Origin of the sequence: Cupriavidus sp. HPC(L), from assembly GCF_000307735.3 — a bacterium.
Classification (GTDB): Bacteria; Pseudomonadota; Gammaproteobacteria; order Burkholderiales; family Burkholderiaceae; genus Cupriavidus.
Map to the genome: position 1 here is coordinate 1 of NZ_AMPR02000020.1, position 14,158 is coordinate 14,158.

The 14,158-nt window shown below is 68.7% G+C and carries 10 protein-coding genes; 4 read left to right on the plus strand and 6 right to left on the minus strand.

The annotated features are described in order from the left end of the window. Window positions 1–203 precede the first annotated feature (203 nt). The 6 genes from ubiE to B551_RS02350 all read right to left on the minus strand — a co-directional run bounded on the left by ubiE (window position 204) and on the right by B551_RS02350 (window position 8,869). The gene (gene ubiE / locus B551_RS02325; protein ID WP_006580250.1) at window positions 204–935 is read right to left on the minus strand and encodes a bifunctional demethylmenaquinone methyltransferase/2-methoxy-6-polyprenyl-1,4-benzoquinol methylase UbiE; all 732 of its coding nucleotides are present in this window, start codon (window positions 933–935) and stop codon (window positions 204–206) included. Window positions 936–978: 43 nt separating this feature from the next. Continuing rightward, window positions 979–1,398, minus strand: coding sequence for a gamma-butyrobetaine hydroxylase-like domain-containing protein (locus tag B551_RS02330; protein WP_023263400.1), 420 nt, complete (start codon window positions 1,396–1,398; stop codon window positions 979–981). Between the two features lie 62 nt (window positions 1,399–1,460). Continuing rightward, complete coding sequence (locus B551_RS02335; protein ID WP_006578862.1) at window positions 1,461–3,392, minus strand: ABC transporter ATP-binding protein/permease; 1,932 nt, start codon at window positions 3,390–3,392, stop codon at window positions 1,461–1,463. Window positions 3,393–3,606: 214 nt separating this feature from the next. Continuing rightward, window positions 3,607–4,074: an HIT family protein gene (locus B551_RS02340; RefSeq protein ID WP_006578861.1), complete on the minus strand. Its 468-nt coding sequence runs from the start codon at window positions 4,072–4,074 to the stop codon at window positions 3,607–3,609. A gap of 10 nt (window positions 4,075–4,084) precedes the next feature. Further along, on the minus strand, window positions 4,085–8,059 hold the full coding sequence (locus tag B551_RS02345; protein WP_006578860.1) for an FAD/FMN-binding oxidoreductase: 3,975 nt from the start codon (window positions 8,057–8,059) through the stop codon (window positions 4,085–4,087). A 231-nt stretch (window positions 8,060–8,290) separates the two neighbouring features. After that, window positions 8,291–8,869, minus strand: a complete 579-nt coding sequence (locus B551_RS02350; protein WP_023263402.1) for a YqaA family protein — start codon at window positions 8,867–8,869, stop codon at window positions 8,291–8,293. A gap of 420 nt (window positions 8,870–9,289) precedes the next feature. Here B551_RS02350 and B551_RS02355 point away from each other — a divergent pair, with 420 nt between their 5' ends. From B551_RS02355 to B551_RS02370, 4 genes are all read left to right on the plus strand, one after another. After that, on the plus strand, window positions 9,290–9,802 hold the full coding sequence (locus tag B551_RS02355; RefSeq protein ID WP_006578859.1) for a (2Fe-2S)-binding protein: 513 nt from the start codon (window positions 9,290–9,292) through the stop codon (window positions 9,800–9,802). Between the two features lie 12 nt (window positions 9,803–9,814). Continuing rightward, window positions 9,815–12,226 (plus strand): xanthine dehydrogenase family protein molybdopterin-binding subunit, encoded by a 2,412-nt coding sequence (locus B551_RS02360; RefSeq protein WP_023263404.1) that lies wholly within the window; start codon window positions 9,815–9,817, stop codon window positions 12,224–12,226. 17 nt (window positions 12,227–12,243) lie between these two features. Continuing rightward, complete coding sequence (locus tag B551_RS02365; RefSeq protein WP_023263405.1) at window positions 12,244–13,092, plus strand: xanthine dehydrogenase family protein subunit M; 849 nt, start codon at window positions 12,244–12,246, stop codon at window positions 13,090–13,092. Window positions 13,093–13,216: 124 nt separating this feature from the next. Beyond that, window positions 13,217–14,125 carry a MoxR family ATPase gene (locus tag B551_RS02370; protein ID WP_006580189.1) on the plus strand — a complete coding sequence of 303 codons (909 nt, stop codon included), beginning with the start codon at window positions 13,217–13,219 and terminating at the stop codon, window positions 14,123–14,125. Window positions 14,126–14,158 lie beyond the last annotated feature (33 nt).

The following is a 14,158-nucleotide window of genomic DNA, read 5'->3' on the forward strand; positions in this document are numbered from 1 at the left end:
CGTCTGCTGCGGCGCCTGCTGGCGCTGCTGGGTCACGTTGGACGACTGCTTGCCGAAGCTGCGCGAACCGCCCATGCGCTTGGCTTCCGCATCGAACACCATCCCGAAGGCCAGCATGCCGGCCAGCGACCCCGCCAGGAATTTTCCGCGAATGTTGGACATGATTCGTTATCCCCTTTTATTGCGCCGCAACCGGCGCTGATTCAGTACTTACGGCCGACGTGCAAGGCAACCACGCCTGCCGTCAGGTTGAAGTATTCGACGTTTTCGAGGCCCGCTTGTTCCATCAACCGCACAAGCGACCCCTGGTCGGGGTGCATGCGGATCGACTCGGCCAGATACCGGTAGCTGTGGGCGTCGCCGGCGACGCGCTGGCCAAGCCAGGGCAGCACCTTGAACGAGTACACATCGTACGCCTTTTCCAGCGGCTTCCAGACTTTGGAGAATTCCAGCACCATGACCTTGCCCCCGGGCTTGGTCACGCGCCGCATCTCGGCCAGCGCCCGGTCCTTGTGGGTCATGTTGCGCAGGCCGAAGGCCACGGTGACCAGGTCGAAGTGGTTGTCCGGGAACGGAATCCGCTCGGCGTCGCACAGGCAGGTCGGCGTCACGATGCCGTCGTTCAGCAGCCGGTCGCGGCCGACGCGCAGCATCGACTCGTTGATGTCGGTCAGCCAGACCTCGCCGGTCGGGCCCGCCTGGCGCGCGAACGCCTTGGCCAGGTCGCCGGTACCGCCGGCGATGTCGAGCACCTTCTGGCCCGGCCGCACGCCGGCCTGGGCGATCGTAAACAGCTTCCACAGCCGGTGCATGCCGCCCGACATCAGGTCGTTCATCAGGTCGTACTTCGACGCGACCGAATGGAACACGCCGGCGACCTTGCCGGCCTTCTCGGTCTCGTCGACCTTCTCGAACCCGAAGTGGGTTTCGCTCATCGCTGGCTCCAGAAATCCAGGGGAGTCGGTGGGGACCGGCGGCTCAGTGATGGCCGCAGCCGTGGCCGTGCGCCGCGGCGGGCGCCATCGGCGTGTCGCGGTCGGCGCCGGCGGCCTCGAGCCGCCGCAGGTAGTCCTGCCACAGCGATTCCTGCTCGGCGCCGAGGCGGTACAGCAGGTCCCACGAATAGATGCCGCTGTCGTGGCCGTCGGAGAAGCGGATCAGGATCGCGTAATTGCCGACCGGCTCGACCGCGGTCACGTTGACGTCGCGCTTGCCGGTCTGCAGCACTTCCTGGCCCGGGCCATGGCCCTGCACCTCGGCCGACGGCGAATAGACCCGCAGGTATTCGAACGGCAGCCGGAAGCTGACGCCATTGTCGAAGCCGATTTCCAGCACGCGCGATTGCGTGTGGACCGTCAGCGCGGTGGGATGCGGGGTGTCTTTTTCCAGTCCTGCCATGATTGTCGGCGTTAGCCGTGTTGGCGCGGACCCGGGCGGAGGCCAGGGCTCCTGCGCCGGATTCACGCTTCTACTTCTTGTACGACCCGATAGCTTACCGCACGCGACCCGCCTTGCCCATCTTCGAGCGCCGGACGGGGCACGCCGGCCTCGATCGTCCCGGTGGCCGCGGCATCGGCCCGCGGCGCCCCGCCCTCGGGCAGATAGCGCAGCCGGCGATCGTGGAAGGCCGCGACCGTGCTGCGGTGGGCGATGCTGACGATCGCCGCGCCGGGCAGCGCATCGACCATCAGCTGGTACATCGCGCGCTCGGTTTCCTCGTCCAGCGCGCTGGTCGCCTCGTCGAGGAACAGGAAATCGGGCTTGCACAGCAGTGCGCGCGCGAACGCCAGCCGCTGCTGCTCGCCGGGCGACAGCCGCAGCGCCCAGTTGTCGAACACGTCCAGCTGGTTGGCCAGCGCGCCGAGCTGGGCCTGGCGCAGCGCGTCGCGCAGCGTCTGCGCCGGATGCGCGTCGCCCGCCTGCGGATAGGCCAGCGCGTCGGCCAGCGTGCCGACCGGCAGATAGCTGCGCTGCGGCAGGAACAGCGTGCGCGACGCCGCCGGCATCGCCACCGAGCCGCTGCCGTAAGGCCAGATCCCGGCCAGCGCGCGGAACAGCACGCTCTTGCCGCAGCCCGACGGGCCGGTCACCAGCCACCGTTCGCCGCGCGCGATCGTCAGCGAGAACGCCGACACCAGCGGCCGCTTGACCACCGGCAGGCCGGGGCCGCCCAGCACGGGCAGCGCCAGCGCCAGCGCGTCGATCTCGATGCGATCGCGCCCGCCGGCACCGGCATCGCCGACAGTGACCTGGATATCGTGCTCGCCGTCGTGCAGCCGTTCCTGCCGCTGGGCCTCGCGGATCGCCTGCTGGAAATCGATCAGGCGGTTCGACGCGGCCTTCCAGCCGACCAGCGTCGCATAGTTGTCGACGAACCAGGACAGCGCACCCTGGACCTGGCCGAACGCGGTCGACATCTGCATCAGCCCGCCGAGCGTCATCTTGCCGGCGAAGTAGCGCGGCGCGGCGACCAGGATCGGGAAGATGATGGCGAACTGGCCGTAGCCCGAGCTGATGAACGTCAGCCGCCGCGTATAGAACATCAGCTGGTTCCAGTTGACGCGGATCTGCTCGAAGCGCGCGCGCAGCCCGGCCTGCTCGGTCGGCTCGCCGCGATAGAGCGCGACCGGCTCGGCGTTCTCGCGCAGCCGCACCAGCGAGAAACGGAAGTTCGCCTCGTATTGTTCCTGCTGGAAATTCAGGCCGATCAGCGGGCGGCCGATCCAGTGCGTCAGCAGCGAGCCCAGCACCGCGTAGCCGCCGGCGAACCAGACCATATAACCAGGGATCGTCATCGTGGTGCCGCCCAGCGCGAAGCTGATCGGCCCGGACACCGCCCACAGGATGCCGACGAAGGACACCAGCGTGACCACCGAATTGAGCAGGCCGAGCGACAGCGACAGCGCGCCATCGGTAAACAGGCGCAGGTCGTCGGCCAGGCGCTGGTCGGGGTTGTCGGTCGCGTGGGTCTGCTCGATGCGGTAGTAGGCCTGCCAGGCCAGCCACTTGCCGAGGAACTGGTTGGTCATCCAGGTCCGCCAGCGCATCTGCAGCATCATCGTGTAGTACTGGCGGAAGATCGCGGCGACGATGAAGCAGGCCGCGATCATGCTGAAGCGCAGCAGCAGCTCCTTGAACGAGGCGTAGTCGCGCTGCTCCAACGCGTTGTAGAACACGCGGTTCCACTCGTTGAGCAGCACGTTGATGTAGACGATGCCGAGGTTCAGCGCCACCAGCAGCAGCAACAGTCCGAGCCCGGCCTTGCGGTCCTCCGATTTCCAGTACGGTTTGATCAGCGCCCAGGTTGCGCGAAAGCGCAGGCGGCTCTGGATCTGCAGCTCGCGGGCCGGGACGGCCGGACCCGGCACGGTGGCGGTGGTTGGCGTGGACATGAATGACGGCAGGCGTTAGGGACAACGGCCGCGCCGGCGCGGGTGGCCAGCACGGAACGGCGAACAGGCATCAGACGGCGGGGAAACCGCCCGGGTTCCGCGCGGCGAGCGGCGGGCATTCAGCGCGAAGTCAGCGCCCAATCAGCGCCCAATCAGCGCCCAACCAGCGCCCAACCAGCGCGCAGTCACCACGCAGGTAGAACGCGTCGCCTGCTCACTCGGCTGACAGCGCGGCGAGCGCCGCGCGCAGCGCCGGCAGCCGCTGCTGCAGCGCCTCGACGCGCTCGGCGTCGCGCTCGCGCTGCGGCGCGGCCCAGACCGCCTCGGGGAAATGCGTGTCCCAGCGATAGCGCGGGATGATATGCCAGTGCAGATGCGGCACCATGTTGCCGAAGGCGGCCAGGTTGACCTTGTCGGGCGACATCACGTCGCGCACGGTGCGTTCGACGCGGGCGACCAGCCGCATCAGCCAGGCCTGCTCGGTCTCGGACAGGTCAGTCTGCTCGGCGACGTGGTCTTGCCAGACGACGCGGCAGAAGCCGGGAAAGCGCTCGTGCTCGACCAGGATCACGCGGGCGCGCCCGCCCGGGTCCCGCCAGACCAGCTCGCCGCCGTCGCTCTCGCACAGCGGGCAACCCGCCACGCGGGCCACGCGGGCCGCGCCCTGCTCCGCCGCGCTCATTGCCGGACCCTCACACCAGCACCCGTTCGATACCGCCCGCGTTGGCCGCGGCGACGTAGTCGGGCATCCAGTTCTCGCCCAGCAGATGGCGCGCCATCTCGACCACGATGTAGTCGGCCTGCACCGACGCATCCTCGTTGTAGCGCGACAGGCCCTGCAGGCAGGACGGGCAGCTGGTCAGGATCTTGACGTCGCCGTCGAAGCCGTCGGCGCGCAGCTTGCCGGCGCCCTTGCGCATTTCCTCTTCCTTGCGGAAGCGGACCTGCGTCGACACGTCCGGACGCGTGACCGCCAGCGTGCCCGACTCCCCGCAGCAGCGCTCGTTCTTCTCGATGTTGCCGGCCTCGCCGTTGCCGCCCATCAGCTGGTTGACCAGCCTGGTCGGGTCCATCGTCTTGATCGGCGTGTGGCAAGGGTCGTGGTACATGTAGCGCGCCCCGGTCACGCCCTCGAGCTTGACGCCCTTCTCCAGCAGATATTCGTGGATATCGATGATGCGGCAGCCCGGGAAGATCTTCTCGAATTCATAGCCGGCGAGCTGGTCATAGCAGGTGCCGCAGCTGACCACCACCGTCTTGATGTCGAGGTAGTTCAGCGTGTTGGCGACCCGGTGGAACAGCACGCGGTTGTCGGTGACGATCTTCTCGGCCTTGTCGAACTGGCCGGTGCCGCGCTGCGGATAGCCGCAGCACAGATAGCCCGGCGGCAGCACGGTCTGCACGCCGACGTGCCACAGCATCGCCTGCGTGGCCAGCCCCACCTGCGAGAACAGCCGCTCCGAGCCGCAGCCCGGGAAGTAGAACACCGCCTCGCTCTCGACCGAGGTCGCCTTCGGATTGCGGATGATCGGCACGATCTCGTTGTCTTCGATATCGAGCAGCGCGCGCGCGGTCTTCTTGGGCAGGTTGCCCGGCATCTTCTTGTTGACGAAGTGGATCACCTGCTCGCGCACCGGCGGCTTGCCGACCGTGGCGGGCGGATGCGCGGTCTGCTTGCGCGCCAGCGTCTTCATCAGCTCGTTGCCGGCGCGCTGCGCCTTGTAGCCCCAGTCCATCATGACCTTGCGCGTCATGTTGATGGTCTGCGGATTGGTCGCGTTCAGGAAGAACATCGCCGCCGCGGTGCCGGGGTTGAACTTCTTCTGCCCCATCTTGCGCAGCAGGTTGCGCATGTTCATCGACACGTCGCCGAAGTCGATCTTGACCGGGCACGGCGTCACGCACTTGTGGCAGACGGTGCAGTGGTCGGCCACGTCCGAGAACTCGTCCCAGTGCTTGATCGACACGCCGCGGCGCGTCTGCTCCTCGTACAGGAAGGCCTCGATCAGCAGCGAGGTGGCCAGGATCTTGTTGCGCGGGCTGTACAGCAGGTTGGCGCGCGGCACGTGGGTCGCGCACACCGGCTTGCACTTGCCGCAGCGCAGGCAGTCCTTGACGCTGTCGGCGATCGCGCCGATGTCGCTCTGCTGCATGATCAGCGACTCGTGCCCCATCAGCCCGAACGACGGCGTATAGGCGTTGCGCAGGTCGGCGCCGGGCAGCAGCTTGCCCTTGTTGAAGCGGCCCTGCGGATCGACGCGCTGCTTGTACTGGCGGAAGTCGCCGATCTCTTCCTCGGTCAGGAACTCGAGCTTGGTGATGCCGATGCCGTGCTCGCCCGAAATCACGCCGTCGAGCGAACGCGCCAGCGCCATGATGCGGGCCACCGCCTTGTGGGCGTCCTGCAGCATGTCGTAGTCGTCGGAGTTGACCGGGATGTTGGTGTGCACGTTGCCGTCACCGGCGTGCATGTGCAGCGCGACGAAGACGCGGCCGCGCAGCACCTGCTTGTGGATCTTCTGCGCCTCGTCGAGGATCGGCTTGAATTCGCCGCCGTTGAATATCTTGCGCAGCTCGGCGCGCAGCTCGTTCTTCCACGACACGCGGATCGTACGATCCTGCAGCAGATGGAACACGGCGGCATCGGGCTGCTGCACCAGGCGCGCCTCGAAGGCCTGCCCCAGCAGGCCCAGGCCGTGGCCGATCAGCGCGGCGCGCGCCTGCGTCAGTGGCGTGTCGAGGTTGTCGCGCAGATAGACCCAGCGCGCGCGCACGTCGCGCAGCAGCGTCAGCGCCTGCTGCACGCGGTCCTCCAGCAGCTCGGCGCTGGGGATCTCGTTGGCGTCGTCGCTGCGGCCCAGCGGCAGGTTGCCGCGCGCGAAGAAGCTCTCGAGCTCGTCGGCGAGCTTGAGCTTGTTTTTGATCGACAGCTCGATATTGATGCGCTCGATGCCGTCGGTGTATTCGCCCATCCGGTTCAGCGGAATCACCACGTCTTCGTTGATCTTGAAGGCGTTGGTATGGCGCGCGATGGCGGCGGTGCGCGAACGGTCGAGCCAGAACTTCTTGCGCGCCTCGGGGCTGATCGCGACGAAGCCCTCGCCGCTCTTGCCGTTGGCCATGCGGATCACTTCGGAGGTGGCGCGCGCGACCGCGTTCTCGTCGTCGCCGACGATATCGCCGATCAGCACCATCTTCGGGAAGGCGTTGCGCTTGCTCTTGGTGGCGTAACCGACCGCGCGCAGGTAGCGCTCGTCCAGATGCTCGAGGCCCGCCAGGATCGCGCCGCCCGGCGTCTTCGACTCGATATCGAGGAAGTCCTTGATCTCGACGATGCTCGGGATCGCGTCGCGCGCCTGGCCGAAGAATTCGAGGCAGACCGTGCGGATATGGCGCGGCATCCGATGCAGGATCCAGCGCGCGCTGGTGATGATGCCGTCGCAGCCTTCCTTCTGCACGCCCGGCAGGCCGGCCAGGAACTTGTCGGTGACGTCCTTGCCGAGCCCTTCCTTGCGGAACTTGCGGCCCTCGATCGCCAGCGTCTCGCTGCGCAGCAGCTTCTCGCCCGGCGCGCGATTGCCGTCGAACCACTTCAGCTCGAAGGTGGCGACGGGCACGTCGTGGATCTTGCCCAGGTTGTGGTCCAGGCGCGTGACCTCGAGCCAGTTGCCCTCCGGATCCACCATGCGCCACCAGGCCAGGTTGTCCAGCGCGGTGCCCCACAGCACGGCCTTCTTGCCGCCGGCGTTCATCGCGACGTTGCCGCCGATGCACGAGGCGTCGATCGAGGTCGGGTCGACCGCGAACACCAGGCCCGCCTTGTCGGCGGCGTCGGCGACGCGGCGCGTCACCACGCCGGCGCCGGAGAAGATCGTCGCGACCTTGTCCGGCACGCCCGGCAAGTCGGTCTGCTCGACCGGCCCCAGCTGCTCGAGCTTCTCTGTATTGATCACCGCCGACAGCGGCGTCAGCGGCACGGCGCCGCCGGTATAGCCGGTGCCGCCTCCGCGCGGAATGATGGTCAGGCCCAGTTCGAAGCAGCCCTTGACCAGCCCGGCGATCTCTTCCTCGGTATCGGGGGTCAGCACCACGAACGGGTATTCGACGCGCCAGTCGGTGGCGTCGGTCACGTGCGACACGCGCGAGAGCCCGTCGAACTTGATGTTGTCCTTCTGCGTGACGCGCCCCAGCACGCGCAGCGCGCGCTTGCGCAGTTCGTAGGCGTCGGTGAACTCGCGCTTGAATTCCTCGATGGCCTGCCGGGCGAAGGTGACCAGCTGCTCGACGCGGTGCGAACGGTCCTCGGCGGCCGGCTCGGCATGCTCGGCGCGATCGGCGGCGCGGCGCTTCTCGATCTCGGCCAGGCGGTGATGCAGCGCGGAGATCAGCATCTCGCGGCGCTTCGGGTTCTCCAGCAGATCGTCCTGCAGATACGGATTGCGGCGGACCACCCAGATATCGCCCAGCACCTCGTACAGCATCCGCGCCGAACGGCCGGTGCGGCGCTCGCCGCGCAGCTCGTCCAGGATCCGCCAGGCCTCCTCGCCCAGCAGGCGGATCACGATTTCGCGGTCGGAAAAGGAGGTGTAGTTATAGGGGATCTCGCGCAGGCGCGGAGGGGCGTCCTGCGCGGCGAGCTTGGCGTCGAGCACGAGTGGGGCATTCATGGGCGGGACCGCGGCATGCGGCGCACGGGGACGGTGCGCCTGTCGTCAACTAAAGCGCGATTGTACTGCAACGGCCGATTTTGCCGCAGCGCAACAATCCCATACCCCCGCTCGGGACATGGCTGGCGGGGCCTGGTGCTGTCGCCCCCGCGAAAGCGGGGGCCCAGCGGCTTTCGCTCCGCGACCAGGCTTCAACGACGCTGGGTCCCCGCCTGCGCGGGGACGACGAGGTCAGAACCACCCCCGCATCATGTCGCCCAGCCCCCGCCAGAAACTGTCCGGAATCCACAGCAGCGCGCTGGTCATCGCCAGATAGCGCAGCAGCTTGCCGACCGCCATATAGCCCAGGCTCGGCCAGAACGGCAAGCGCAGCCACCCGGCCAATGTGCACAACGGATCACCCAACATCGGCAACCACGACAGCAGCAGCGTCTTCGGGCCGAGGCGCCGCATCCAGCGGAAATAGCGCGCGTCCAGCGGCGGCTTGCGGGGCTTGCGCGGATGCTTGCGGTGTTCGGCGTGCTCGCGCTCGTGCTCGCGATGCTGGCGCCGCAGGTGGTAGCGCACCAGCGCCAGCTTGGCGGCATAGCCGAGCCACCAGTCGATCGCGCCGCCAACCGTGTTGCCGGCGGTGGCCACCAGCAACGCGGGCCAGAACATGTCCGGATTGAGCTTGATATAGCCGAACACGGCGGGCTCGGAGCCGACCGGCAGCAGCGTCGCCGACAGCAGGCTGACGAGGAAGATCGCGCTCAGTCCAACCTTGGGCAGCGCGGCGGTGTCGAACAGCCAGTCGATCAGGCCTTCCATCAATGAATGCGGTGGTTCGGTCGAGGGTTCGGAACGCGAAGCGGCGGCCGGCGCGACCGCCATGCAGCGGCTGCCCCGCTCGCGCGGCCGGCCATTCTAGCAAGCGCCAAGCGGGGCAACCCGCATGGCACACCCTGGGGATTTGTGATTTACTGTTAGAGCCTTTGCCAGCCTATGGTTCACTGGCCGATGGGCCGCGACGGATCGCCCGTCGCCGGATTGACCGCTGCGATCGTTGGCCGCCATCCTTGGCTGCAATCGTTAGCTGTAACACTCGCTGTACCACCATCACGAAATAGCCGCGTTCCAACAAGCGGCAGCACCGCGCCGTAGCCTGTTCCGGGCAGTCATCGCGCATTTTCGGGATACACGCGGGATGTCCGGAGCCGGCCATGTGCGTCCACCCACATGGAGACCAGCATGGCGATTCCGATCCGCCTGACCGTCAACGGCAAGACCGTCGACGCCCAGGTCGAACCCCACACCCTTCTCGTCCAATTCCTGCGTGAACAGCTGCGCCTGACCGGCACCCATGTCGGCTGCGACACCGCGCAATGCGGCGCCTGCACCGTGCATCTGGACGGCCGGGCGGTGAAGTCGTGCAATCTGCTGGCGGTGCAGGCGGACGGTGCCCAGGTGACCACCATCGAAGGGCTGGCCCCCGATGGCGAACTGCATCCGATGCAGGCGGCGTTCCGCGACTGCCACGGCCTGCAATGCGGCTTCTGCACGCCCGGCATGGTGATGAGCGCGACCGCGCTGGTACAGGAGCGCCCGAACGCGGACGCCGCGGCGATCCGCGCGCATCTGGACGGCAATCTGTGCCGCTGCACCGGCTATCACAACATCGTGCGCGCGGTGCAGCAGGGCCAGGCCGCGATGGCCGGCGCCGCTGCATCCGGCGTGCCCGCATCCGCCGCCTCGGCCGAGTAAGGAGGAGCCGCCATGAACGCACCCGAGACCCCACGGCTGGTCGGCGCCTCCGTCAAGCGCAAGGAAGACTACCGCTACCTGACTGGCATCGGCCAGTACACCGACGACATCGTGCAGCCGCAGCAGAGCTACGGCTATTTCGTCCGCTCGCCCTACGCGCACGCGCGCATCCGTTCGATCGACACACGCGAGGCGATGGCCTCGCCCGGCGTGATCGGCGTCTTCACCGGCGAGGACATGGCGGCCGACAAGGTCGGCGGCCTGCCCTGCGGCTGGCTGATCCACAGCATCGACGGCTCGCCGATGAAGGAGCCCCCGCATCCGGTGCTGGCCCAGGGCAAGGTCCGCCATGTCGGCGACCAGGTCGCGCTGGTAGTGGCCGAGACGCTGCAGCAGGCGCGCGACGCCGCCGAGAAGATCGAGGTCGATTACGAGGAACTGCCGGCGGTGGTGCGCACCGCCGACGCGACCTCCGCCACCGCGCTGGTGCACGACGACGTGCCGGCCAACACCTGCTACGTCTGGGGCCACGGCGACCGCGCGGCCACCGATGCGGCCTTCGCCAAGGCCGCGCACGTGACCACGCTGGAGATCGTCAACAACCGGCTGGTGCCCAATGCGATCGAGCCGCGCGCGGTCAACGCGAGCTACAACCGGCAGGACGACAGCTACACGCTGTACGTCGCCAGCCAGAACCCGCACGTCGAGCGGCTGCTGATGGGCGCCTTCGTGCTGGGGCTGCCAGAGTCGCGGCTGCGCGTGATCGCGCCCGACGTCGGCGGCGGCTTCGGCTCGAAGATCTTCCTGTATCCGGAGGACGTCGCGCTGACCTGGGCGTCGAAGAAGGTCAAGCGGCCGATCAAGTGGACCGCCGAGCGTTCCGAGTCCTTCCTGACCGACGCGCACGGGCGCGACCATGTCACGCGCGCCGAGCTGGCGCTCGATGGGGACGGCAAGTTCCTGGCGATGCGGGTCCACACGACCGCCAATATGGGCGCCTACCTGTCGACCTTCGCCTCCAGCGTGCCGACCATCCTGTACGCGACGCTGCTGGCCGGCCAGTACGCGACCCCGGCGATCTACGCCGAGGTCACCGCGGTGTTCACCAATACCGCGCCGGTCGACGCCTATCGCGGCGCGGGCCGGCCCGAGGCCACCTATGTGGTCGAGCGGCTGGTCGAGACCGCGGCGCGCGAACTCGGCATCGATCCGGCCGAACTGCGCCGGCGCAATTTCATCCGCAGCTTCCCGTATGCGACCCCGGTCGGGCTGACCTACGACACCGGCGACTACGAGCCCTGCCTGCAGCGCGCGCAGGAACTGGCCGACGTGGCCGGCTTCCCGGCGCGCCGCGACGAGGCCCAGCGCCGCGGCAAGCTGCGCGGCCTCGGCTATTCCTGCTACATCGAGGCATGCGGGCTGGCGCCGTCGAACATCGCCGGGGCGCTCGGCGCGCGTGCCGGCCTGTTCGAGGTCGGCGAGATCCGCGTACATCCGACCGGCACCGTGACCGTCTTCACCGGCTCGCACAGCCACGGGCAGGGGCACGAGACCACCTTCGCCCAGGTGGTGGCCGACCGGCTCGGCATCCCGCTCGATGCGGTCGAGGTCGTGCACGGCGACACCGGCCGCGTGCCGTTCGGCATGGGAACCTACGGCTCGCGTTCGCTGGCGGTCGGCGGCTCGGCCATCGTCAAGGCGCTCGACAAGATCGAGGCCAAGGCCAGGCAGATCGCCGCGCACCTGCTCGAGGCGTCGGCGGACGACATCGAGTTCAGCAACGGTGTGTTCCGCGTGGCCGGCACCGACCGCAGCAAGACCTTCGGCGAGGTCGCGCTGTCGGCCTATGTGCCGCACAACTACCCGCTCGAGCGGCTGGAGCCGGGCCTGAACGAGAACGCGTTCTACGACCCGACCAACTTCACCTATCCGTCCGGTGCCTATGTCTGCGAGGTCGAGGTCGACCCGGACACCGGCGAGACGCAGGTGGTCAAGTTCACCGCGGTCGACGACTTCGGCAACATCATCAATCCGATGATCGTCGAGGGACAGGTCCACGGCGGCATCGGCCAGGGGCTCGGACAGGCGATGCTCGAGCAGTGCGTCTACGACGGCGACAGCGGCCAGCTGCTGACCGGCTCCTACATGGACTACGCGATGCCGCGCGCGGCCGATCTGCCGGACTTCACCGTCGAGACCGCGCAGGGCACGCCGTGCACGCACAATCCGCTGGGCGTCAAGGGCTGCGGCGAGGCCGGCGCGATCGGCTCGCCGCCCGCCTTCATCAACGCGCTGATCGACGCGCTGTCGCCGCTCGGCGTGCGCGACCTGCAGATGCCGGCCACCCCGCATCGGGTCTGGCAGGCGATCCACGCGGCCGGGCAGGCAGCCGGCACCGGTGCCACCCCGGCACGCACCATCTGACGCGCGAGGAGACCTCCATGTACGCATTCCAGTTCCAACGCGCGACCGATGCCCAGGCGGCGGCCGCGCTGCTGCGCAGCGACCCCGATGCGAAGATCGTGGCGGGCGGCCAGAGCCTGATCGCGGCGATGAAGCTGCGTCTGGCCGCGCCGTCGACGCTGGTCGACATCAACCGCATTCCCGGCATTCGCGACATCGGCGTCGAAGGCGACACGCTGGTGATCGGCGCCGGCGCGCGGCACGCCGATGTCGAGGCGCACCCCGAGGTCAAGCGCCGGCTGCCGGCGCTGGCCGCGCTGGCCGGCGGCATCGGCGACCGCCAGGTACGGGCGCTCGGCACGCTGGGCGGCTCGATCGCCAACAACGATCCGGCCGCCTGCTATCCGGCCGCGGTGCTGGGCCTGAACGCCACCGTGGTGACCGACCGGCGCAGCATCGCCGCCGACGATTTCTTCGTCGGCATGTACGAGACCGCGCTCGAGCCGGACGAGCTGATCACCGCGGTGCGCTTTCCCTGTCCGCGGCAGGCCGCCTACGTCAAGTTCCGCAACCCGGCCTCGCGCTTTGCGCTGGTCGGCGTGATGGTGGCGAGGGGCGTCGCCGGGGCAGATGGCAGCAGCAGCAGCGGTGGCGACGTGCGCGTGGCCGTCACCGGCGCCGCCGACGCGGTGTTCCGCTGCGAGCCGCTGGAGCGAGCGCTGTCGGCGGACTTCAGCGCGGCGGCCGCGCGGGCGGTGACGATCCCGACCGAGGGCCTGAACGACGACCTGCACGGGTCCGCCGAGTACCGGGCGCATCTGATTCCGGTGCTGGCGGCGCGCGCGGTCGAACAGGCGCTGGGGCAGGGTTCCTCGCAACCTTCCTGATCGTGCTGGGGCGCAACGGCGGACCGGCTTGCCGGTCCGCCTGCTCGCCGCGGTTGTTCCCGCGATCCGGCCTCGTTCATTGCCGCCGCCACCTCCACCCGCCCTGTCGTCCGACCTCGCCTTCATGCTGCCCGCTTCGATCGACCAGACCCTGACGCTGCTCCAGCGCGAGCAATACTTCGCCGACCGCGAGACCGCCACCGTGCTGTTCCTGGCGCTGAAGATGCAGCGCCCGCTGTTCCTGGAAGGCGAGCCCGGCGTCGGCAAGACCGCGCTGGCGCAGGCGATCGCCGCGGGGCTGGGCACGAAGCTGTTGCGCCTGCAGTGCTACGAGGGGCTCGACGCCGCCAGCGCGCTGTACGAATGGGACTATCCGCGCCAGATCATGGCGCTGCGCCTGGCCGAGGCGCGCGGCGAACGGCCCGAGGCGCAATCGCTGTACCGCGACGAATTCCTGCTCAAGCGCCCGCTGCTGGAGGCGCTGCTGCCCGACCCGGCAGCGCCGGCGGCGCCGCGCGTGCTGCTGATCGACGAGATCGACCGCGCCGACGAACCGTTCGAGGCCTTCCTGCTCGAGGTGCTGTCGGAATACCAGGTGTCGATCCCCGAGATCGGCCGCATCGCCGCGCAGCGCCCGCCGCTGATCGTGATCACGTCGAATCGCACGCGCGAGGTCCACGACGCGCTCAAGCGCCGCTGCCTCTATCGCTGGATCGGCTATCCCGAGCGCCAGCGCGAACTGGACATCGTCGCGGCCCGCGCGCCCGAGGCTGCGGCGGCGCTGCAGACCCAGGCGATCGACTTCGTGCACCGGCTGCGCGGCATCGACCTGTTCAAGGCGCCCGGCATCGCCGAGGCGATCGACTGGTGCCGCGCGCTGGCGGCGCTCGGCGTGACGGAGCTCGATCCCGATTCGGTGCGCGACACCCTCGGCGTACTGCTCAAATACCAGGACGATCTCGCGCGCGTCGACGGGCCGACCGTGGCCGAACTGCTGGCCGGCACGCCGACGGAGCCGGCCGGGGAGCGCTGAGTGACGCCGCGCCCGCCAGCCGACGCGGCTTCG

Coding starts and splice junctions, on each gene's coding strand:
- ubiE (WP_006580250.1), bottom strand. CDS start 935: ATGAGCGAAACCCACTTCGGGTTCGAGAAGGTCGACGAGACCGAGAAG.
- B551_RS02330 (WP_023263400.1), bottom strand. CDS start 1,398: ATGGCAGGACTGGAAAAAGACACCCCGCATCCCACCGCGCTGACGGTC.
- B551_RS02335 (WP_006578862.1), bottom strand. CDS start 3,392: ATGTCCACGCCAACCACCGCCACCGTGCCGGGTCCGGCCGTCCCGGCC.
- B551_RS02340 (WP_006578861.1), bottom strand. CDS start 4,074: ATGAGCGCGGCGGAGCAGGGCGCGGCCCGCGTGGCCCGCGTGGCGGGT.
- B551_RS02345 (WP_006578860.1), bottom strand. CDS start 8,059: ATGAATGCCCCACTCGTGCTCGACGCCAAGCTCGCCGCGCAGGACGCC.
- B551_RS02350 (WP_023263402.1), bottom strand. CDS start 8,869: ATGGAAGGCCTGATCGACTGGCTGTTCGACACCGCCGCGCTGCCCAAG.
- B551_RS02355 (WP_006578859.1), top strand. CDS start 9,290: ATGGCGATTCCGATCCGCCTGACCGTCAACGGCAAGACCGTCGACGCC.
- B551_RS02360 (WP_023263404.1), top strand. CDS start 9,815: ATGAACGCACCCGAGACCCCACGGCTGGTCGGCGCCTCCGTCAAGCGC.
- B551_RS02365 (WP_023263405.1), top strand. CDS start 12,244: ATGTACGCATTCCAGTTCCAACGCGCGACCGATGCCCAGGCGGCGGCC.
- B551_RS02370 (WP_006580189.1), top strand. CDS start 13,217: ATGCTGCCCGCTTCGATCGACCAGACCCTGACGCTGCTCCAGCGCGAG.